The organism is Halomonas litopenaei (assembly GCF_017303055.1).
GTDB classification, from domain to species: Bacteria; Pseudomonadota; Gammaproteobacteria; order Pseudomonadales; family Halomonadaceae; genus Halomonas; species Halomonas litopenaei_A.
Map to the genome: position 1 here is coordinate 116,602 of NZ_JAEKJT010000011.1, position 21,829 is coordinate 138,430.

Annotated in this window: 19 protein-coding genes; 9 read left to right on the top strand and 10 right to left on the bottom strand. The window is 61.9% G+C overall.

Annotation, left to right across the window (positions count from 1 at the left end; translation table 11 throughout):
* Positions 1-18: 18 nt before the first annotated feature.
* On the bottom strand, positions 19-480 hold the full coding sequence (locus JF545_RS19015) for a GNAT family N-acetyltransferase (protein ID WP_206944679.1): 462 nt from the start codon (positions 478-480) through the stop codon (positions 19-21).
* An 88-nt stretch (positions 481-568) separates the two neighbouring features.
* Between JF545_RS19015 and JF545_RS19020 the strand changes: the two genes are divergently transcribed.
* Positions 569-2,071, top strand: coding sequence for a PLP-dependent aminotransferase family protein (locus tag JF545_RS19020; protein WP_206944681.1), 1,503 nt, complete (start codon positions 569-571; stop codon positions 2,069-2,071).
* Positions 2,072-2,188: 117 nt separating this feature from the next.
* Here JF545_RS19020 and JF545_RS19025 read toward each other — a convergent pair whose 3' ends face one another.
* Genes JF545_RS19025 through JF545_RS19035 form a run of 3 tightly spaced genes read right to left on the bottom strand, consistent with a single transcriptional unit; the run spans position 2,189 to position 5,153 of the window.
* Entirely contained in the window at positions 2,189-3,712 is a 1,524-nt protein-coding gene (locus tag JF545_RS19025) for a tripartite tricarboxylate transporter permease (RefSeq protein WP_206944684.1), read from the bottom strand.
* Positions 3,712-4,167, bottom strand: a complete 456-nt coding sequence (locus JF545_RS19030) for a tripartite tricarboxylate transporter TctB family protein (RefSeq protein ID WP_206944686.1) — start codon at positions 4,165-4,167, stop codon at positions 3,712-3,714. Before JF545_RS19030 ends, JF545_RS19025 begins: the two co-directional genes overlap by 1 nt.
* Positions 4,164-5,153 (bottom strand): Bug family tripartite tricarboxylate transporter substrate binding protein, encoded by a 990-nt coding sequence (locus JF545_RS19035; protein ID WP_206944689.1) that lies wholly within the window; start codon positions 5,151-5,153, stop codon positions 4,164-4,166. The genes JF545_RS19030 and JF545_RS19035 overlap by 4 nt, the downstream gene beginning before the upstream one ends.
* 258 nt (positions 5,154-5,411) lie before the next feature.
* Here JF545_RS19035 and JF545_RS19040 point away from each other — a divergent pair, with 258 nt between their 5' ends.
* Genes JF545_RS19040 through JF545_RS19055 form a run of 4 tightly spaced genes read left to right on the top strand, consistent with a single transcriptional unit; the run spans position 5,412 to position 9,230 of the window.
* Positions 5,412-6,014, top strand: a complete 603-nt coding sequence (locus JF545_RS19040; protein WP_206944691.1) for a helix-turn-helix domain-containing protein — start codon at positions 5,412-5,414, stop codon at positions 6,012-6,014.
* Entirely contained in the window at positions 6,014-6,673 is a 660-nt protein-coding gene (locus JF545_RS19045; protein WP_206944692.1) for a response regulator transcription factor, read from the top strand. Before JF545_RS19040 ends, JF545_RS19045 begins: the two co-directional genes overlap by 1 nt.
* A complete protein-coding gene (locus JF545_RS19050; RefSeq protein ID WP_206944693.1) occupies positions 6,670-8,082 on the top strand; it encodes a sensor histidine kinase in 1,413 nt (470 codons plus the stop codon). Before JF545_RS19045 ends, JF545_RS19050 begins: the two co-directional genes overlap by 4 nt.
* Positions 8,079-9,230 (top strand): ABC transporter substrate-binding protein, encoded by a 1,152-nt coding sequence (locus tag JF545_RS19055; RefSeq protein WP_224907520.1) that lies wholly within the window; start codon positions 8,079-8,081, stop codon positions 9,228-9,230. Before JF545_RS19050 ends, JF545_RS19055 begins: the two co-directional genes overlap by 4 nt.
* Positions 9,231-9,390: 160 nt before the next feature.
* Here JF545_RS19055 and JF545_RS19060 read toward each other — a convergent pair whose 3' ends face one another.
* The 5 genes from JF545_RS19060 to JF545_RS19080 form a co-directional block, all read right to left on the bottom strand.
* On the bottom strand, positions 9,391-9,705 hold the full coding sequence (locus JF545_RS19060) for a septal ring lytic transglycosylase RlpA family protein (protein ID WP_224852091.1): 315 nt from the start codon (positions 9,703-9,705) through the stop codon (positions 9,391-9,393).
* A gap of 178 nt (positions 9,706-9,883) precedes the next feature.
* Positions 9,884-10,723: a uroporphyrinogen-III C-methyltransferase gene (cobA, locus tag JF545_RS19065; protein ID WP_206944694.1), complete on the bottom strand. Its 840-nt coding sequence runs from the start codon at positions 10,721-10,723 to the stop codon at positions 9,884-9,886.
* A 179-nt stretch (positions 10,724-10,902) separates the two neighbouring features.
* Positions 10,903-12,369, bottom strand: coding sequence for a sodium-dependent transporter (locus JF545_RS19070; protein WP_206944695.1), 1,467 nt, complete (start codon positions 12,367-12,369; stop codon positions 10,903-10,905).
* A gap of 215 nt (positions 12,370-12,584) precedes the next feature.
* A complete protein-coding gene (gene hppD / locus JF545_RS19075) occupies positions 12,585-13,673 on the bottom strand; it encodes a 4-hydroxyphenylpyruvate dioxygenase (RefSeq protein WP_206944696.1) in 1,089 nt (362 codons plus the stop codon).
* 241 nt (positions 13,674-13,914) lie between these two features.
* Entirely contained in the window at positions 13,915-14,520 is a 606-nt protein-coding gene (locus JF545_RS19080; protein ID WP_206944697.1) for a LysE/ArgO family amino acid transporter, read from the bottom strand.
* 226 nt (positions 14,521-14,746) lie between these two features.
* On the opposite strand from JF545_RS19080, the gene JF545_RS19085 reads away from it, so the two are divergent.
* The 3 genes from JF545_RS19085 (at position 14,747) to JF545_RS19095 (ending at position 19,048) form a co-directional block, all read left to right on the top strand.
* A complete protein-coding gene (locus JF545_RS19085) occupies positions 14,747-15,634 on the top strand; it encodes a LysR family transcriptional regulator ArgP (protein ID WP_206944698.1) in 888 nt (295 codons plus the stop codon).
* A gap of 309 nt (positions 15,635-15,943) precedes the next feature.
* Positions 15,944-16,876, top strand: a complete 933-nt coding sequence (locus JF545_RS19090; protein ID WP_206944700.1) for a GGDEF domain-containing protein — start codon at positions 15,944-15,946, stop codon at positions 16,874-16,876.
* 189 nt (positions 16,877-17,065) lie between these two features.
* The gene (locus tag JF545_RS19095; protein WP_206944702.1) at positions 17,066-19,048 is read left to right on the top strand and encodes a RecQ family ATP-dependent DNA helicase; all 1,983 of its coding nucleotides are present in this window, start codon (positions 17,066-17,068) and stop codon (positions 19,046-19,048) included.
* 10 nt (positions 19,049-19,058) lie between these two features.
* Here the strand turns inward: JF545_RS19095 and JF545_RS19100 are convergent, their stop codons facing one another.
* Complete coding sequence (locus JF545_RS19100) at positions 19,059-20,615, bottom strand: sigma-54-dependent transcriptional regulator (protein ID WP_206944704.1); 1,557 nt, start codon at positions 20,613-20,615, stop codon at positions 19,059-19,061.
* Positions 20,616-20,935: 320 nt separating this feature from the next.
* Between JF545_RS19100 and phhA the strand changes: the two genes are divergently transcribed.
* Entirely contained in the window at positions 20,936-21,814 is an 879-nt protein-coding gene (phhA, locus tag JF545_RS19105; RefSeq protein ID WP_206944706.1) for a phenylalanine 4-monooxygenase, read from the top strand.
* Positions 21,815-21,829 lie beyond the last annotated feature (15 nt).

A 21,829-nucleotide genomic window follows, 5' to 3' on the forward strand; every position in this document is an offset into this window, starting at 1 on the left:
GGGTCGCTAGCTATGCCATCAAGCGCCGGACGAGGGGGCCAAGGTCAGGGTGTAGCCAAAGAAGGCATCGTTGCGTTGCCAGCCGAGCGCTTCATAAAGCCGCTGGGCAGTGTGGTTGTGGGTCTGCGTCAGCAGGGTCAATTGGCCAACACCGTGTTCCTCGGCCAACCTGACGGCTGCCTTCATCAACGACCTTCCCACCCCCTTGCCACGCCCTTGCGGGGCCACGAAGAGATCGGCAAGCGTCCAGCGTGGACCTAACCGAACCGATGACAGGGTGGGATACAGTTGGACAAAGCCCGTGAGCCCCCCGTCGGCCTCCCACACCAGAATGCGCGAGTCCGCCAAGGCCAGCCGCGTGGTCAGGAAGTCACGAGCGGCAGCGGGATCACTTGGCTGGTCGTAGAACACGCGATAGCTGTCGAACAACACAGACAAGCGATCAAGATCCGCCGTTGTGGCGGGACGAATCATCGACATGTGACTTCCTCCAGAGGTGACAGACCCTGAGTGTGAGAGCATAGTGGTTCTACTTGAAGCACCAGTTACGAATAAATTGAGGGAACCAGTGAGCCACTCATCGTCCCATGCCTCGTGGGTTATCGAGGCCCTGGCACTGACGTTTGCCACAGATGCGGAGGGTACGCTTTCTCATCGGCTGTATATGGCACTGCGCAACTGGATCGTCCAGGGAGACCTCCCCCAGGGCTGCGCCTTGCCATCGTCGCGCCGACTGGCTTCAACTCTGGGGATGGGACGCAACACCGTTCTGGCCGCGGTGGAGCGGCTCAGCGCCGAGGGTTTTGTGGTGTCTCGACCGGGAGCGGGCCTTTACGTGGCGCGTCTCGACCTGCACGACGCCTGGCCACGAGACGTCGATGTTGCCGCCTCCCTCCCCTCCTCAGAACCGACAGCCATCCCCTACTCCAACCGCGGTCAACAGCTGCTGGCCAGCTGCGGTGCCATGGACGGGCAGCGCCGGGCCTTTACCCCCGGGATGCCGGCCATCGACCAGTTTCCCCGAGAGCTGTGGCAACGCTTGCTCAAGCGACACCAGCACCGTGCCGATGACGATGTCTTTGGCTACGCCACAGGAGGTGGCCACGGGCCGCTACGGGAGGCATTGTGCGACTACTTGCGGTTGTCACGCTCGGTGCGCTGCCACCCACATCAGATCCTGATCACCCAGGGCGCTCAGCAAGCGTTCGAGCTAGTGACACGGCTGTTGGCAGACCCAGGCGACCGGGCCTGGGTCGAAGACCCCGGCTACGCGGGGGCCAAGGCGTGCTTCGCCTCATCGGGACTCGAGCTGACGCCCATCCCGGTGGACGATGAGGGCCTAAAGACTGACGCGGCGGACAGCGCCAAGCCCCCTCGCCTGATCTATGCAACACCGTCCCATCAGTACCCCAGCGGTGCGACCATGAGCATGGCCCGGCGACTGGCGCTGCTCGAGTGCGCCCGACGCCATGGCGCCTACATCATCGAAGATGACTATGACAGCGAGTTTCGCTACACCACTCCTCCGTTGGCATCACTGCAGGGGCTCGCCGGAGGAGACCCGGTCATCTATGTAGGAACCTTCAGCAAGGTGCTCTACCCAGGTCTGCGGCTTGGCTATCTGGTCCTGCCGGAGCCGCTGTTCGATGACTTTCGACGGGCCAACGCGAGACTGCACCGGGAAGGACAATATGTGGCCCAGGCGGCGCTGGCCGACTTTATCAAGGAGGGGCACTTCTCTCGCCATGTTGCCCGCATGCGGCGCTGCTACCGTGAACGCCAGGCCTGCCTGCGACAGGCCTTGGCCCCCGCCGTGGCGTCAGGCCTGTCACTGTCATCGGGGCAATCAGGCATGCACCTGGTGGCCCATCTCGATTCGGTGGCTCAGGAGCAACAGCTGATACGTCGTGCACATGAGGCAGGCATTACGTTATCCGCACTGTCCGATCACTATCTCTGTGCATCACCCAGGGCGGGGCTGGTACTTGGCTACGCGGGATCTACACCGGTACAGCTAGAGCAGGCCGGGAGCTGGCTGGCAACAGCCTGGCTAGCGCAGCGCGGGGGGTAAGCCAGCAACCACGGGCTCCGCCGCTCCCTAGCCAACAACGAAAAAGGGCACCCCTTAGGGGTGCCCAACAACGTCAATCGACCAATACGCACTACCGGGGTGTCTTCTTTCTGCCCTTCAATCGCCCGGCGTGGTATGGGCCGTCTTGACCGCCATCCGCTTTCTGAGGATGGGACCCACGATATACGGCAGGATCAGGCCAATACCGGCGAACAGCCACAGACCGATGGCCAGACCGCTGTCCCACAGGATCGTCCAGTCACCGTCAGAGATATCCATGGCATGACGCAGGTTCTTCTCCATTTCCGGACCCAGCAGCAAGCCCAGGATGACCGGTACCAAAGGTATCTCGAGCTTGCGCAGGACATAGCCACCGACCCCAAAGGCCACCATGAAGTACAGATCGAAGGTGGTGTTGGAAATCGAGTAGATCCCCACGAAGGCCACCATGGTCACGATCGGCAGCAGGTACATCGGCGGCACCGATAGCAGCTTCACGAAGATGCCCACCAGCGGGATGTTCAGCACCAGCAGCAGGAAGTTACCGATCAGCAGCGCGGCGATGACGCCCCAGACGATATCGGCGTTCTGGGTGAACATCAGCGGACCAGGGGTGATGTTCAGGGAAATCAGCAGCGCCAGCAGTACCGCAGTGGTGCCGCTTCCCGGCACACCGAGGGTCAACATCGGCACCAGGGCGCCGCTGGAAGCCCCGTTGTTACCGGCTTCAGGGCCTGCCACACCGCGCGGGTCGCCCTCACCGAAGTAGCCCTTCTTGCCCACCACCTTCTTCTCGAGGGTGTAGCCGATAAAGCTGCCCAACGAGGCACCGGCACCTGGCAGCACGCCAGCGATGAAGCCCAGGATGCCGCCGCGAATGCTCGAGGGCATGATGCCCTTGATGTCTGCCCAGCTCAGCTTGAGCTTATTGACCTTGATAAGCTTCTGACCTTTACCGACACGGTCCTCGATAAAGAACAGCAGTTCCGAGATGGCAAACAGGCCAACGATGGCGATGATGAAGTCGACGCCCTCGAACAGCTCCAGGGTGCCGAAGGTGTAGCGCTGAACACCGGTGTTATCGATACCGATCGTCGCAATCATCAGACCGATACAGGCTGCCACGACGGTCTTCATCGGGTTCTTGCCAGTGATGCCGCCCAGGGTCGCAAAGGCCAGCAGGAACAGGGCGAAGTACTCCGCAGGTCCGAAGGTCAGAGCGAAGTCGGCCAGCACCGGCGCCAGCAGGATCAGTCCCACGGTGGCGATCAGGCTGCCCATGAAGGACGCCACCGCAGAGATGGCCAGAGCCTCGGCCGCCTTGCCCTTCTGCGCCATGGGATAGCCATCGAGGCAGGTCATCATGGCCGGTTCGTCACCGGGAATATTCAACAGGATCGATGAGATACGCCCGCCATACATGGCCCCGGCGTATACCGCGGTCAGCATGATCAGGGCCGTTTCCGGCTTCAAGCCAAGGGTGAACGCCAGCGGAATCAGGATCGCCACGCCATTGGCCGGACCAAGTCCAGGCAGGGCCCCGATCAGGGTACCGAGAAAGGCACCCAGCAGAGCAAACATCAGGTTATGAGGCGCGAGAGCGACCCCAAAACCATCGATCAGGTAGCCAAGGGTTTCCATCAGCCCACCTCCAGGAAGGACAGCACGCCCAGAGGCAGGGGCAGGTCCAGCGCAAAGTTAAAGATCAGATACACCGCGACACCGGAGATGCCACCCACCAGGTATGCCTTGCCGGGACGCGCGCCCATGCGCCAGCACAAGGTACCGACCGCCAGCAACGTCGACAGGATGAAGCCCAACGGCTGCAGCAGGCCGGCGTAAAGTACCAGCACAACCAGTGCGATGATCAGCTCGACACCCGTACGACTCCACGGCCAGGCATTGTCCGGGTCAGGGCGCACCACCATATAAAGGCTGGAAAGACCCAGCACTACCGCCAGCAGGTAGGGAAAGGTCTCGGGGCCGACCGCTTCGGCCCCACCAAACGGCTCGGGAAACTGGGAAGCGCCCCAGCCGTACGCGACGGCCAGGACGATCATCAAGACCCCGAAGATGCGGTCGTTGAACATGCTCATTGCTGAATCAGTCCGATGTCTTTGGAGAGCTGGTTGATGTCGGCGATCTGATCCTTGACGAAGGTTTCAAATTCCGCCGCGCTCATGTGGAAAGGCATCAGGCCGTTGCTTTCCATCACGTCCTTCCACTCTTGGCTCTGGTAAATGGTGTCCATGGCATCGACCCAATACTGCTTGGCGTCGTCGGAGATATCAGCCGGCATGTAGAAGCCACGCCAGTTGGGGCCCACCGCATCGATGCCCTGCTCCTTGGCGGTCGGAATATCACTGAATTCCCCCGGCAGCCGCTCATCGGACAGCACCGCCACGACGCGCAGGTCACCGGACTCCATAAAGCCCTGGGCTTCGGTAATGTCACCGGTGAAGGCGTCGACGTGGCCACCGACGACCTGAGTCATGGCTTCGCCACCGTTGTTGTACGACAGGTACGGAATGCGCGGCAGGCTCTCGACGCCAGCTGCCTGTGCCGCGATCAACACCTTGAGGTGATCCCAGCCACCCTTGGCGCTACCGCCTGCAAACTTGACCGAGCGGGGATCTTCCTTCAGCGCGTCCATGATGGCGTTGAGGTCCTGGTACTCGCTATCAGCACTCACCGCGATAACGCCGTAGTCGGCACCCAGCGCACCGACCCAGTTGACCATGTCAGCGGTCATGCCCGGGAACTGGCCCTGGGCCAGACGCGTCGTCGTCGCGGTCGATGCCGCCACCAGCAGCTGCTCATCCCCTGCGCGCTTGCTCACGGTGTGGGCGTAAGCCACACCGCCGCCAGCGCCCGCCATGTTGACGGTCTGGACGCCACGGGGCACCAGATCCAGCTCCTCCAGCACCGTACCGACGCTGCGGCAGGTGAAGTCCCAGCCACCACCCGGATCCGCCGGCGCCAGACACTCCACCTTGCCCTCTGGCTCAAAGGCAGCAGCAGAACCGGCGGCGCCGGTGATGGCAGCAATGGCAATCCATTTGACTGGCGTGTTCATGGACATGAGATAGCCCTCTGTTGTTGTCGGGTGAGCGATGTCACCGCTGATGACATCTGGTCACGGTTGACGCCGGGATGACGTCTGAAAAAGGTCCTTGTTGGGAGCTGACGCCTAGCTTACAATTCTGTAAGGCAGAATGCCGTTCCCTTGGGTGGAAAGCTAAGCCCGTGCCGTTCCGCGGTCAACGCGCAAAGGCACAATTCCGACCAAAGTTGAATGCAAGACGCATCGCGTTATTGCCACAAAAGGAATGTCCCAGCCATGGCACAGGATCGCGTTGAAGCCGTCGAAAGAGCCCTATCGGTGCTGAACGTCTTCGATACACCCCAGGAGAGTTTCAGCCTGGCAGAGCTCGCCGAGGCGACGGGCTATTACAAGAGCACCCTGCTGCGACTGCTGGCATCTCTTGAGCGTTTCGACTACACACAACGTGGCAGCGATGGTCGTTGGCGGATCGGCAGTGCGCCGGTGCGACTAGCCCGCAGACACGCCCCCAGCCGTGAGCTCGCTGCTCAGGTACAACCTTGGCTTGACGAGCTATCCCTCGAGCTTGGCGAGACCGCCAGCTTGCTCGAGATGATCGATGGCATCGTCCAATGCCGATTGGCGGCGCGGCCCGACCACAGCCTGCGTCACGATCTATTGCCAGGCCATCAATGGCCTGCGCCATCCCCCAGCGACCCGTGCGCGGAGATGCCAGGGGGAATCATGGTCTGCCGTCCTCTCGAGCTGGTGGACCAGCCAGCCATGTGGCTGGCCGTATCCGGCCCCAACGGGCGTGTGAATGAAGATCAGGCCACACTCAGGCTGGATCAGGCGGTCAAGGCACTGACCGCGGGACATGATCATGACGGGAGACACTGATGACGCTGCTGCTGGTGGAAGACGACAGGTTGCTGGCTGAGACATTGGTCGATGCACTGGGCATCGGCGGCCAAGACGTCCACCACCTGGACAACGGTGATACGGCCTACGCCCTGCTGAAACGACAGCACGACTACGAATTGATCCTGCTTGACCTCAATCTTCCCGGGCGCGGGGGACTCGACGTACTCGAAGCCCTGAGAGCACATGATACCGTCACGCCTGTGCTGATACTCACGGCTCGCGGGGCCGTCGAAGACCGAGTTCGCGGGCTGGATCTTGGCGCGGACGACTACCTTGCCAAGCCTTTCTCGCTGGAAGAGCTGGAGGCCAGAGTGCGCGCGCTGCTGCGACGCAGAGCGCCATCTGGGCTGATGACCGTGGGAGAACTCGGTTTTGACAGCCTGGCGCAGCGTTTCACCCTGGGCGACGAGGCGCTCGCCCTGCCCCCGCGCGAGCAGCGACTGCTGGGCTGTCTGATGCGCCATGCAGGCCAGCCGGTGGACAAGGCGACCCTGGTCCATGAAGCCTTTGGCGATGAGGAGCTGGGCGACAACGCCGTCGAGGTGTACGTGCATCGTCTACGCAAGCGACTTCACGGCCACCAGGTGACGCTGCGTACCGTGCGAGGACTGGGCTATCTACTGGAAGCCTCATGAGAGGCGATTCCCTGCACAGCCGACTGCTGACCTGGCTGCTGTTGCCCATGTTGCTGGTGGGTACCGTGGTGCTCTGGCGCGCCTGGCTCGATGCGCGCCAGACGGCAGATCGTGCCTTCGACAGACTGCTGGATGCCGCGACCCTCGCCATCGCCGAGCAAGCCCAGTGGCAGGAAGACCGACTCTGGCTCGACCTACCACCAGCGGCTCTCGAGATGCTGGCCACTCAACATGATGAGCGGGTGTTCTACCGTCTGGTGGACGCCCGCGGTGATCACGTCACCGGCAACGCTGACCTACCCGGCATCGATCTCAGCGGTCGTCGTGCCAGCGACATGGGCTACGCCAACATCAGCTGGAATGGTATGCCAATGCGTCTGGGCGTGCGGCGCTCGCGCCTGGAGGATTGGCGCCTGAGAGAACCCTATGAAATCCGGGTCGCCCACACCCTGGAGGGTCGTGACGCACTCAGCCAGGAGCTCTTCCGCCAAAGTCTGGCCTACCTGCTGGCGGTGGCAGTGCTGTCCGTCGCCGCCCTGATCGTTGCCATACGCCTTGCCCTGGAACCGCTGACCAAGCTTCGACGCCAGATCAGAAGCCGAGACCCGCGCACGCTGGCCCCCCTGGAGCTTGCGTTGCCACGGGAGCTGGCCGAGTTGAGGGACACGGTCAACGAACTGCTGGCTCGCATGCGCCGCGTCAAGGCCAATCAGGAGCGGTTCATCGGCGATGCCTCCCACCAACTGCGCACCCCTCTTGCAGGCCTTTCCGCCCGCGCCGAGCTGGCCTTGCGTCAGACTGATCCGCAGGCCTGGCGGACTGCCTTGAGCGCCATGCATGCCACCAGCCAAGGCGCATCGCGACTCGCCATGCAGCTGCTGTCGCTGACCCGCCTGGACAACCCTGAGTACCAGCCCCAACTGACGCCCACAGGACTGGTGCAGGTAGCCCGCGAGGCCGTGATGACCCACTGGCAACGCTGCCAGCGCAGCGGCGTGGACCTGGGCCTTGATGCCCCTGAAGGGGAGGTCACGGTGCTCGCCCTGGACTGGCAGCTAGGCGAGGCGCTGGCCAACCTTATCGACAACGCCTGCCGCTATGGCGCTCGCCACGTCACGATCGTCGTTACCGATACACCCCCCACCCTGTCGGTAGTGGACGACGGCCCCGGCATCCCCAGCGAACGGCGGCTACTGGCGCTGCGCCCATTCCATCGCGGCCAGCAATCCGGCGAAGGCTCAGGCCTTGGCCTGGCGATTGTGGACGGTATTGCCAGGACCCATGGTGCCAGGCTAACCCTGGCCGATGGCGGCACTGCACCTTCTCCCGGCCTTAGCGTGAGCATGGAATTCCAGGCCACGGTAACGCCCGACGACCCACCGGTGACGACAAGGCACTCGCTATCATGACGCTGTCCCGCTACGCCTCATCCTCCTGGCGCCGTCTGGGCGCCGTGCTGCTGCTTGGCCTCGCGGGGGTCGTCAGTTCGGCGATGGCGCAGCAGGACGAGACTCCCCAGCAGCCCCTGCCCCCTCACGAGCAGGCGCATTTTGCAGCAAAGACGGATGAAGGCGTGCCCCTGATCATTCACGCGGCACTCGACATTCCGTACGCCATGCCGCTGCTCGAGGACTTCCACCAGCGTCACCCGCAGTACGACATTACCTACCGCAACTTCTCCACCCTGGACGTGCATCAGCGTTTTCTCGATGCGCCCGCAGAGGCCGACGTGGTGATTTCCTCCGCGATGCCGTGGCAATACCTGCTGGTCAACGCGGGTCACGCGCAAAGCATCGAAACCCCCACGACGCGACGCTGGCCCAGCGACGCCAAATGGCGCCACGAACTCTTCGCCTTCACGTTCGAGCCCATCGTCATGGTTGTCAGTCGGGCCCTTGAAGAGCGCGTTGGCCCAATCAACAGCCATGCCGACCTGCTCAGCCTGCTGGTGGAACAGTCCGACGCCCTGCAAGGGCGAGTCGTTACCTACAGCCCCGTCAGCGCGGGTGCCGGCTATACCTATGCCATTGAGGAGTCACGCCTGTCACCCCGCTATTGGGATCTGGTAGCGGCACTTGGGCGTGCCGACACCCAGCTGGTGGACACCACCAGCAGCATGCTGGATGGCCTGGCCGACGGGCGCTTTGACATCGGCTACAACGTGCTCGGCAGCTACGCCAGAGAAAGCGTCGCCGCTAGCCCGTCGCTGCGCATGGTGATCCCCGACGATTACGCGTTGGTGATCCGGCGACTGGCCTTTGTCCCTCGCCAGGCCCCCCACCCCTCAGCGGCACGGCGTTTCATCGATTACCTGTTGGGCAGCCACGGACAACGCGTGATCGCTGAGGCCAACGAGCTGGGGGCGTTGCACCCGGAGCTCGATGGCCCAGGCACCGCCAATGCATTGCGCCGCGCACAGCCGGAAGGCCTGCGTCCTACGCCGCTCAGCCCCGGCCTGCTGGCCACGCTGGATGACCTCAAGCGTCGAGCCCTGCTAAGCCGCTGGCAGAGAGAATTCCACGACCAGATCGCCGGCAAGCCAGTCCACGGTCGCTAGACTGGCGTCACCAGCACAAACGCAAGAAGGCCCGCCCGTTGAACACATATCCAACAGGCGGGCCTTCTCATTTGACGACTTAGCGACTTCAACGACGTGCCGGCGCTTGTGACCCCTGGGAGATGCTGTGGCGTTGCTGGCCAAAGCGCCCTGTTACCACTCAGGGAAGGTAGGTCAAAAGGACCGGCGCGGTACCGCGTTTCAACATGCCAAGCTGGCGAGCTGCCTGCTTGGAGAGATCTATCACACGTCCCTTGACGAAGGGGCCGCGATCATTGATCTCCACTTCCACACTCTGTCCCGTATCCCGTCGAGTCACCAATACCTTGGTACCAAAAGGCAGGCTTCGATGGGCCGCGGTAAGAGCTTGCTGGTCGAAGGTGTCGCCACTGGCCGTGCGACGTCCCTGGAACCGATCACTGTAGAACGACGCTTGGCCACGCTGGGAGGCGACATCGCCGTCATCCCTGGCCATCGCCGGGTCACTGGTCAGTGACGTTATCGACAGCAGGATAGCGGCCGCCCAGGCGGCCTGGATCGATCGCGCAAAGCGTCGACGTTTACGCAAATGGGAGAACATCATCTTGACCTCAGCTAGCCCGCGATGCGCGGGGTTCGTTGCCTGGTGCGACATCTCCAGCAAAGGCGCGCGCTCAATCCGAGCGTTCCCGGGGCGACGGATGCTTGCCATGCATCCACCCACTACTCCCCGCTTGCGCATTATCGAACCAGGCTAATTGTTTGTGCAGCGACACAACGCTACCAACAATAATCAAGGTGGGCGGACGAATAATATCCCGATCATTCAATGTCGGCAAATCACCCAGACAGGTCAGATGGACGCGCTGACGTTGGGTAGTGCCCTGCTCTACCAGCGCTACCGGCGTGTCAGACGCCAGTCCTGCTGCCCCAAGCCCATGGCTGATATGCTCAAGACTGCCCAGTCCCATGTAGAACACCAGCGTCTGCCCGGGGCTGGCGAGGGCCCGCCAATCCAGCTCGCAGCCGCCCTCCTTGAGATGTCCGGTGATAAACCGCACCGACTGAGCATGGTCACGATGGGTCAGCGGGATGCCTGCGTAGGCGCTGCATCCGGAGGCCGCCGTGATGCCGGGCACCACTTCCACCGTCACCCCAGCCTCCACCAGCGTTTCAAGCTCCTCACCGCCTCGCCCGAAGATAAAGGGATCGCCCCCCTTCAGCCTGACCACGCGCTTGCCCTCGCGGGCCCACTTGACCAGCGCCAGATTGATGTCTTCCTGGGGCAGACTGTGATCCGAGCGCGCTTTGCCGACGTAGTAGCGCTCAGCCGTCTCCGGCACCAGCTCGAGGATCTCCGGACTCACCAGACGATCATGCAAGACGACCTCGGCCTCGCCGATCCGCCGCCATGCTCGCAGCGTCAACAATTCAGGATCGCCGGGCCCAGCCCCTACCAGACTGACGCTGCCTGCCGGGAACGGGCTTCGATTCGGCAAGGGATTGTGACTCATGGGATGCGACTCCAACGTCAGAACATACGGACGGCGACAAGGCGCCATTATGCCATAATGGAATCAATCATCCAGTTCTTATTCCCTTACTCCCTTTAAAACGAAAGACGCCGCGACGACTGACACGTCACGGCGTGTTGTGCTCATGCCGCAAATGGCTGCGACGTGTGAGCGTTGATCTAGTCGCTGGTCTGCAAGCTGCGACGCAGCCTCGGGCTTACCAGTTCACCGGCCAGGGTCAGGACCAGCAGAATCAGTACCAGCCACAGCCAGTGGGCACCGAAGTCCACGGCCACCAGACCCAGCGCATCCACAAAGATCACCAGGATGGCCAGCGGGCTCACGTAACGCACCATGAACAGCCACAGCGCGTAGATGCCGGCCGGCAGATTCAACTCGTCCTTCACCGCCTGACTCTTGAGTACGAAGCCAGCCAGCAGCGCCATGCCAAGACCACCCAGCGGCATCATCAGTCGCGATGTCAGGTAGTCAAGCCAGTCAAAGAAGTGCTTGCCTGCCAGCGTCCAGTCGGCGCCAACGTTGAAAGAGAGCATCGCCAAGGTACTGATCACCCATAGCACAATGCCGGTCCCCCAGGCGGCAGCCTTACGGCTGACCCCCTTGTTATCGGCAAGCCATGACACGGTTGCCTCGACCATGGAGATGGACGATGTCAGGGCGGCCATGGACAGCATGATGAAGAACAGGATGCCGAAGAGCGTGCCGAGTGGCATCGCCTGAAAGGCCAGCGGCAGGCTCATGAAGATCAGCCCCGGACCGCTGTTGGGCTCCATGCCATTGGCGAAGATGACGGGAAAGATCGCCAGGCCAGCCATCAACGCCACCAGCGTGTCGGCAATCGCCACCGTCAGGGTGGTGCGGCCGATGGAGGCGCGACGCGGCAGGTAGCTGCCATAGGTCAGAATGGCACCGGAGGCCAGGGACAGGGTGAAAAAGGCATGGCCCATGGCCGCCAGCATGCCCTCGCTGGACAGACTGGAGGCATTGAAGGCAAACAGGAAATTGACGGCCTGACCGAAACCTCCGGAGAACATGCCGTAAATGATCATGACCAGCAGCATGACCACCATCCCCGGCATCATCCAACCCACGCTTCTTTCGATGCCTTGCTGAACGCCCTTGCCCACAATCACCATCGTGGCGACCGTCACCAACGTACTCCAGGCGCCAAGAGTGAAAGGATTGGCGTTATTGGCACCAAAAATCGCCGCCATATCGTCGACGCTGGACCCGGCCAGGCCACCGGAGACCATCTTCCACAAATAGGCAAAGGACCAGCCCGCGACGACCACATAAAACGACAGGATCATGAAGCCACAGAGCATCGCCATCCAGCCCAGCAACGACCAGCCAGAGCTACGGCCCGACTCGGTGACAACGCGCCGAATGGCATCGATGGGACTACCTCGACCACGACGTCCGAGCGCAATCTCGGTCATCATGATGGGCACGCCGACGCACAAGATGCAGGCCAGGTAGACCAGTACAAAGGCCCCTCCGCCATACTCTCCGGTCATGTAGGGGAACTTCCAGATATTGCCCAGACCGACGGCAGAGCCGGTAGCGGCCAGAACGAAGCCCCAGCGGCCAAGCCACTGAGTACGAGAGGGTTCGTTGGTTGTCATGAATCACCAGAGATCGCTTGCGCACTATTGTTTGCCCACCATGGCGGTGGCGTCCTCCACATCAGCCTGTGGCCGAATCAGGGTGGAGGCCAGCGCGCCATTGTGACGGATTTTGTCGCGCTTGGGCAGGCCCGTCATCGTCGCGACTGGCTGCCAACGCAGTGTATCCCGGTTGACGCCACACCAGCCTCGACGATAACGCTCCTGCCTTGTGCTCAATCGGCGTCGAGCACACCTCGGCGGATCTGGTCTTCCTCGATGGATTCAAACAGCGCCTTGAAGTTGCCCTCACCGAAGCCGTCGTTGCCCTTGCGCTGAATGATCTCGAAGAAAATCGGGCCAATCACTGTCTCGGTGAATATCTGCAACAGCACGCCCTGATCAGGCCCGCCATCGATCAACAGGCTCAGTTCGCGCAGGTCCTCTACCTGCTCTTCGTGATTGGGCACGCGCACATCGACCTTTTCGTAGTAAGTATCCGGCGTGGAGAGGAAGCGAATACCGTTGGCCCTGAGGGCTCGCACCGTGGCGTAGATATCGTCTGTCGCCATCGCCAGGTGTTGAATGCCCTCACCCTTGTACTCGCGAATGAACTCGGCGATCTGTGAGTTATCGTCGGCTGATTCATTGATCGGAATGTGCATCTTGCCGCAGGGCGCTGTCATGGCCCGGGAATGCAATCCGGTCTTCTTGCCCTCGATATCGAAGTATCGATTCTCCCGAAAGTTGGCGATCCGGGTATAGAAATCTGCCCACGGATCCATCTGCCCCCGCTCCACATTGTGCGTCAGATGGTCGAGGTAGCGCAGACCAACGCTATTGTCGTTGGCTGAGCGCCCCTCGATGGCGTCGAAGTCAATGTCGTAGATGGTCCTGTTGTGCTCATCGGTTCGCTCGTCGACAAAGTAGAGCAGCGAACCTCCGATTCCCTCCACGGCAGGAATACCCACTTCCCCTGGCCCCACCGGGACATCAACGGGACGCGCGCCTTGTTCCACCGCATAATCCAGCGCCTGTCGTGCATCAGCGACCTTCCATGCCATGGCGCAGGCACCGGGCCCATGCTGCTGGGCGAAGCGCGCCGCGTGGCTGTCAGGTTCCGCGTTCAGTACAAAATTGACGCCCGCTTGCTGGAACAGACTGACGCCTTTGCTGCGGTGGCGCCGGGTCTCCGTGAACCCCATCGCCACGAACAGCTCACGCAGGGCCGCAATTCCTTCCGCGTCGGGAGCACTGTACTCAACGAACTCGAAACCATGGGTGCCGATAGGATTATGTATGTCGATGGGAGCTACTGCGGTCATGTGTGCCTCCGATAGTGTCATGGTGGTGTCCGTAAGAGCCGAACCCATGCATCTATCCTAGGCGCCCCCTCCTTCGAGCCACATGCCTCCGAGCGGCGGGCTGCCAGCTGTGTGGCTGCCCAGGCTACCCTGAAGAGCCGCGAGGTGTAGCGCTGGCCTGACAGCCCTCGACCTTGCACAGGCCCTGCGTAACGCTAGCGTGACAGGCCGTCATGAAACGCTGACAGTTGACGACCTGGTACTAGGCGGGATCCAAGATGAGGATCTGCCACGCCACCAACAGCATCACCGCCGCGATAGCGCCATCGACCCACTGCCAGGCGCTTGGACTGGTCAACCGAGGCGCCAGCGCGCGGGCCAGTGCTACCAATCCGAAAAACCAGGTGAACGATGCCATGGTCGCCCCCATGTAGAAGCCCAACGGGCTGTCCTGCAGTGAGCCGATGGCTCCCAGCATCACCAGGGTGTCGAGATACACCTGGGGATTCAGCAGCGTCACTGCCAAGGTGGCCACAATCACACTGCCTAACGTGGTGCTGGCGTCCCTGCTGGCTTCCAGCCCTCGCGGATGCATGACGCGCTTGAAGGCCAGCCACGCCTGCCAGACCAGGAACCCTGCACCTCCAATACGCGCCAGCCACATCGCTCCCTCGCTTTGGGCAATCAGTGCGCCGAGCCCGAGAACCCCCAGACCGATCAATAGCGCATCGCACAGGGCGCAGATGCCGGCAACCCACCAGATGTGCTGGCGCCGAAGCCCCTTGGCCAGGACAAAGGCGTTCTGCGCGCCAATCGCGATGATCAAGCCTGCGCCAGTTACCACGCCTTGCAACACTGACAACCACATGCCGAAAACTCCTTTATCAAGGGCAACACCGCTGATCTCATCTCTCGCCACGTCAAGCAAGGCGGGGCGCGACAAGGCCGGCATGCCGGGCAACGAAAGCCATACAGGTCCGGGTGCAAGCCACCCAGGTAGACAAGAGTAAGGAGCGCGCTAGAATTAGAGAAACAACTTATCCGACTGCCTCATTAGAAATTCTAATGAGACAGCGTCACTTCCAGGGCGACCCATGCTCGATTACAAGTTATTGAATGCCCTCGCCGCGGTACTCGAGCATCAGGGTTTTGAACGCGCCGCCCGAGCGCTGGGACTGACACAGTCCGCCGTGTCACAGCGCGTCAAGCTATTGGAAGCACGCCTGGGACAGCCCGTACTGATCCGCGGCACGCCCCCTACCCCCACCGGGCTGGGCCGGCGACTGCTCAACCACGTCCAGCAGGTTCGCCTACTTGAGGCCGAGCTTATCGAGGAGGCCCCCTCACTGACCGTCGGCTATCGACAGCTGCGCATCGCCATCAACGCCGATAGCCTGGCGACCTGGTGGCCCCAGGCGGTGGGCGACTATCTCAAGCATCAGGCCATCACCCTCGATTTGGTCATTGAAGACCAGGACGTGGGGCTTGAGCGCATGCGCAAGGGGGAAGTCGCCGCCTGTCTATGTGCCAGCGACACCCCTGTACAAGGAGCACGCGTCATTTCACTCGGTGCCATGCGCTACCGAGCGCTGGCGAGTCCCGACTTTCTTGCGCGCCATTGTCCTCAAGGCGCTACCGCAGAGGCGTTGCAGCACTGCCCGGCCATCATCTTTGGCCCCAACGATCAGCTTCAGCACCGTTTTCTGGATGCCCAGGGCGTCACCGGGCCCTTCCCTCACCATCGCTGTGCCAGCGTCGAGGGATTCATAGGACTGGCCAAGGCGGGTCTGGGCTTTGGTCTGGTGCCGGACATTCAAGCCCGGCGAGAGCTGGCCGAGGGAACGCTGGTCGACGTGGTCGACGGCTGGTATCTCGATGTGCCGCTGTTCTGGCATTTCTGGCGCCACGGTGGCGATCCACTTGAACGCCTGGGACATCAATTGGCACAGGCTGCAGCCCATCACCTCATTCCTCTTACCTAAGCCTTAGGAAGGACGGAGCACGAGAACGTGCCTAGTGACTACTGCAACAGCACAGCCGACATGGCGCTGGCGAGCCTTTTTAGAGCGCGCGTCATCGGCGCAAGAAGTTCCTGTAACACAATGTATTACATACACATTTGTCACAGGCGCCCGCAGCATCCAGATACTGCATACCTGTAAAAGCAGAAAAACGTCGTTTTTTCTTAGCCCTTAAGGCTGATATACCCCTTTCGGCTAGCCCTTAAGATGGTGAGTTAAGCCCGATACCTCGGGTTGATCACTCTTCCTGCGGCCAAGGACTGCCTGACCATGGATGACTGCGCTAACACTTCCGCGACCAAGACGCATGCCGATGCGCAGCGTCTTGCTTGCCTACAGCGCGTACCCGGCGTGCTCTTCACTCTTCAACGTGACGCCAGGGGTCGTCTGCAGCTTCCTGCCTTGACCGGCGACGACCCGATGACCCGACGGCTCGCTCCCCTGGCCACTGCCAATGACGTGCGCCAGCGGCTCGGCGACCTGCTGGGAGAAGCCTACGGGGAATTTATCCGCGCCATCGAGCATTCCGCCCATTGGCTGTCTCCCGTGTCCACTCGGCTGCGCCTGCCCGTGGGCGAACTCAACCCCCACTGGTATTCCCTGGAAGCCCTGCCGGAGCGCTGTGACGACAGCATTCTGTGGCATGGGCTACTCATCGACATCGAAGATCAGGTCGCGGAAGAGCAGCGCCTGCGCTACCTCTCTGGTACCGATGAGCTGACAGGACTGGCCAATCGTCGCTCGCTAGTCAGCCAACTGGACAAGGCAGTGTCCATGTCCAACCGCCACGGCGTGCCGCTATCCCTGCTGTTCGTCGACCTGGACCATTTCGCCCTGATCAATGACACCTGGGGGCGAGGGCTTGGCGATCGCGTGCTCTGCCAGATCGCCGCGCTGGCCTCCAGCCAGCTGCGCCAGGAGGACTATCTGGCACGCATGGGCAGCGATGAATTCGCCCTGCTGCTGCCCATGACCCCCGCCGGCCGGGGGCGCGAGCTGGCGGAGCGCCTGCGCGAGAACATCTCACGCCATGACTTCGGTATCGGCCGGCACAAGGTGACGGTCAGCGTGGGGGTCAGCGACTATCAGAGAGGAGTCACCGGCGCCCAACTGATGCAGCAGGTGCACGCCAACCTGGTGGAGGCGAAACAGCAGGGGCGAAACCGGGTCATCCAGCGCTGGAGCCCACAGCGTAGCGATTAAGCCTCGGCCCTTTCTGTACGCTAGCGAGTGTTGCCCAGCGTGTTCCCACGGTGTCACTGCTGCGGGCCGACTGCCAACCTGTACTTCATCCCCGGCCCACAACAAGGTAGCCTGTCACGCTGCAAATACTGCCACGTCACCCCAGCCTGTCCGCTAGGTGGCAAGGCTCCATTTTAGAGACTACCTATATTGCCTTCTGCCTCTCCCCGCATCGATGACACCTTGGCATCGGTCTTCGGATATCGTGAGTTTCGTCCCGGCCAGCGCGAGACGATCAACGCCCTTATCGCGGGTCGCAGCGCTGCCGCCATTTTCCCTACCGGCTCCGGCAAGTCACTGTGCTATCAGTTGCCCGCCCTGCACCTTCCTCATCTGACGCTGGTCGTGTCGCCGCTACTGGCGCTGATGCAAGACCAGCTCGCGTCCTTGCAACAGCGCGGTATCGCTGCTGCCAGCATCGACTCCAGTCAATCGCCAGAGCAAACGCAGCAAGTCATGTCGGCGGCTCGATCGGGCCACCTGCGTGTGCTGATGGTATCGGTCGAGCGTTTGAAGAATGAGCGCTTTCGCCACTTCTTGCAGGACGTACGGGTATCGTTACTGGTCATTGATGAAGCGCACTGCCTGTCGGAATGGGGACACAACTTCAGACCCGACTACCAGAAGCTGCCGCACTACCGTCATGAATTCGGCATCCCTCAGGTGCTGCTGCTGACCGCTACCGCCACGCCCAAGGTGATTGACGACATGCGGGCCGCGTTTTCCATTGCCCGTGAAGACGTGATCACCACGGGCTTTTATCGCGCGAACCTCGACCTCACCATCGCTCCCGTGCCCGCCGATGAACGGCCCCGATATCTTGCCCGCTGGCTGATCGCCCAGCGCGACCAGGCCCATGGGGAACATGGCAGCACCGTCATCTATGTCACGCTACAGCAAAGTGCACAGCGGCTCGCCGCCTATCTCAAGGCCGCTGGCCTGGAAGCGGCGGCCTACCACGCGGGCCTGGACGCAGACACCCGTGCCCAGCTTCAAGCGGCGTTCATGTCAGGCCAGTTACCGATCATCGTTGCCACGATTGCCTTTGGTATGGGCATCGACAAGTCAGACATTCGCTGCGTCGTGCACTTCGACCTGCCCAAATCCATTGAAAACTACAGTCAGGAAATTGGTCGAGCAGGCCGCGACGGTGCCCGCGCCGAGTGCCTGATGCTCGCCGGGCGAGAAAGCCTCCCTGTGCTCGAGAACTTCGTCCATGGCGATGTACCACCCCGGGCAGGCATCCAGGCGGTACTGGATGATCTGGCGGCGGCGCCGGGTGCCTGGGAGCTATCGCTCAATGCATTATCGCGGCAGACGGATATTCGCGAACTGCCGCTGAAGACGCTATTGGTCAAGCTAGAGCTGATGGGCATCATCCGCGCCAGCCACAGCTATTTTGCCGAGTACCGTTTTCGCCTCGAGATTGAGCAGGAAGCGCTTCTCGCTCGCTTCCCTGGAGAAAGAGGGGCTTTCCTGTCCGCCATCATCGAGGCGTCCGACAAGGGGCGCAGCTGGTATCGCCTGGACTTTGAACGCCTGTACCAGCTTGGCAAGGCGCGAGGCCTGGATACCTCCCGGGCAAGAGTGCTGAAGGCACTGGACTATCTCGACCAGCAACAGTGGATTCGTCTCGAGAGCAAGCAGATCACTGAGGTGTATAGCGTCCTGTCCGACGTGGACTCCCAGCATCTGGCCAGCGAACTCCATCAGCAGTTCGTGGCCCGTGCCGACATGGAGCTTCAGCGCCTGGAGGCCATGCTGGCGCTGTTCGAATCCACCACCTGCATCAGCGCTGGTCTTGCGGACTGGTTCGGAGATAGCGACGCGCCAAGGGCGTGCGGACATTGCTCGGCCTGCCGCGGAGAGCGGGCGAGCCTGAGCGCCGCCTCGCCGACGCTGCCTGCCGATGAGCAAACCTTGCATGGCTGGTTGACGGAGCTCAGCGACGCGCTGAGCGCAACGAAACCGCCCAGAAAGCTGGACGCTGACCTGGCCACACGTTTTCTGTGTGGCATCGTCAGTCCTGCGCTAAGTCAGGCAAAGGCGCGTAAACTCGCCGGCTTTGCGAGTCACGAACAGGTTCACTATCCCCAGGTGCGTGCCGCCGTGATCCAGGTCATAGGATCCTGACACGCCCTGCTCAGGTGCCCCCCAGCCCGTAACGCTTCAGCTTGTTGGCAATGGTGGTGTGGGAGACGCCAAGCCGTCGTGCTAACTGCCGGCTGGAGGGATGCAGCGGATACAGCGCGGCCAGCACCCGACGCTCCACGTCGGCCAGAATATCGTCGAGGGTGCCGTCCAGCTCGATGCCGGCCAGATCGCCAGAGGCCGGCCCCTCAGGCAAGCGCAGGTGCTCCGGCTCGATGCGACCGCTTTCACACAGCGATACCGCCTGGAACAGCACGTTTTCCAACTGCCGCACATTGCCCGGCCAGTCATAGCCGGCCATTCGCGCGACAGCGGCGCTAGAAAGCTCGGGCAACGGGCAGCCAATCTGCCGGGCAGCGCGGTCGACGAAATGCTCTGCCAGTGCCTGAATCCCGTCCAGGCAGTCTCGCAATGGCGGAACGTTCAAGGACAGCACGTTCAGGCGATGGTAGAGATCCTGGCGAAACAGCCCCTGATCGCATAGCGACAGCAGGTCCTGCTGAGTGGCGCACACCACCCGCACATCAAGATAGGTCTCTTCGTCAGCGCCAACTCGACGGAAGCCGCCGTCCTGCAAGAACCGCAGCAGCTTGGCCTGAAGGCGCGGACTCATCTCTCCCACTTCATCGAGGAAGATGGTACCGCCCGAGGTCAACTCCAGCAGGCCCAGCTTGCCCTCTGGCCTGGCGCCATCAAAGGCCCCCGGTGCGTAGCCAAACAACTCCGTCTCGGCCATGGACTCCGGCAGGCCAGCGCAGTTCAAGGCCATGAAGGGTGCCTGCCCACGGGGGCTGGCCAGGTGACACGCCCGCGCCAGTAACTCCTTGCCGGTGCCTGTTTCACCGAAGATCAGCAGCGGGGCATCCAGCGGCGCCATTCTACGAGCTTCATGAATCAGCGACGCAAGCCGGGGGCTTGCGGTGAACATCGCCTCGAAACCGCGCATTTCCTGGCGCTGTATCTGGTAGATCCGCTCGCCAATGCGATCAGCGCTATGCAGTGTCACCACCGCCCCCGCCAATGACTCGACATCGTCATGATGCTCACGGTGCAGCGGAGCGATATCGGCAAGAAAGGTCGCGTTCTTCAGGCGGACTCTGAGTCCGTTGACCCTGGCATTGTTACGCCGAATCACATCGGGCAAGTCACAGTCCGGCAGATATCGATCCAGGGACAGACCTGGCACTTCATCTACCCGCACCCCCAGCAGCTGACTCGCCGCGCGGTTGGCCGCGACCAGATGCCCCTCCATGTCGATGGACATGACCGGGTCTGTCAGCGATGAAAGCAGCGCCTCGAGCTCCAGCTGGTGACGCTCACTCGGCATCAGGCTGACCTTGCGCACGCCAAAGACGCCAGACACGTCTTCCAGACGAGGCTTCAACGTCACCCATTGCGCGTTAAGCAGCAATGGCACGTGGAGATAGATGGCATTGCCGCGCTCGCCACCCACTTCGCCACGCGCCACGTTGGCGCCGTAGTCAGCAAGAAGGGACACGATGTCACGCAGGATACCGATGCGGTTCTGGCAATGTACTCTCAGGCGCATGCTGGCTTAGCGCTCCTTATCGATAGGCAGAAGACCCACGGGCAGAAATTTGCTGTCACGGCGTCCGACCTCCATTGTCACGTTTTCCTTACAGCTTATCGAAGTCATTGCACACGAGACCTGCCTCTTTGGTCGAGCTATGGCCATGGGCTAGTGCCCTTGCGGCCCTGCTGTCACGTTTTTCTTACACTCGCCTCCCCTTCGTCACCAGATCGACCCGGTTTCTCTACCATAACCCCCTCGCACATGGCCTGCACTCGACCGACACTCTGTTGCAGGACAACACCCGCCTTTTCCGCTCACCATTATCTGGAGGCGCCATGAGCGCACCGTCTACGCACTCGCCTCTCGTTGGCTCACTTCACTCTCCTTCGAACCACTCCGCGGATGCGTCCGTCTCTGGCAAAGCGACGGCCTACGAGGCTCACACTCCTGACCACGATGGCAAGATCCACTGGAGCGAGACAGAGCACCGCACCTGGCAGACCTTGATGGAACGTCAACTGGCGCTGATCGAAGGACGTGTTTGCCACCAGTACCTGGAGGGGCTGGAGCGCCTTGCCCTGCCCACCGATCATATCCCGCAGCTCGATGCGATAGATCGGGTGCTGGACGACGCCACGGGATGGCGAACCGCCGCAGTCCCGGCGCTGATCCCCTTCGATACCTTCTTTGAGCTGTTGGCCAACCGGCGCTTCCCCGTCGCGACCTTCATCCGCACCCCGGAAGAGCTGGACTATCTCAAGGAGCCGGATATCTTTCACGAGATCTTTGGCCACTGCCCCATGCTGACCAATCCGGCCTTCGCTGAGTTCACCGCCACCTACGGGCGGTTGGGCCTAGCAGCCGAGCCCAAGGATCGGGTGTATCTGGCCAGGCTCTACTGGATGACGGTCGAATTCGGCCTGGTGGACACGCCAGAGGGCCGACGCATCTATGGGGGAGGCATCATTTCATCGCCACGGGAGACGCTCCACGCGCTTTCCGACGCACCGGTAACGCGTCGCTTCGATGCCCTCGATGCACTGCGTACGCCCTACCGCATCGACATCCTGCAACCGCTTTACTATGTTCTCGACAGTCTTGACGACCTCCAGACACTGGCCCAGCAGGACCTGATGGCGCTGGTGGAACAGGCCAAGGCGCTAGGACTCTTTGCCCCGCTGTTCACGCCCAAGGCGCGGTCACCCCGCGCCTGACGACCGGCAATTTCT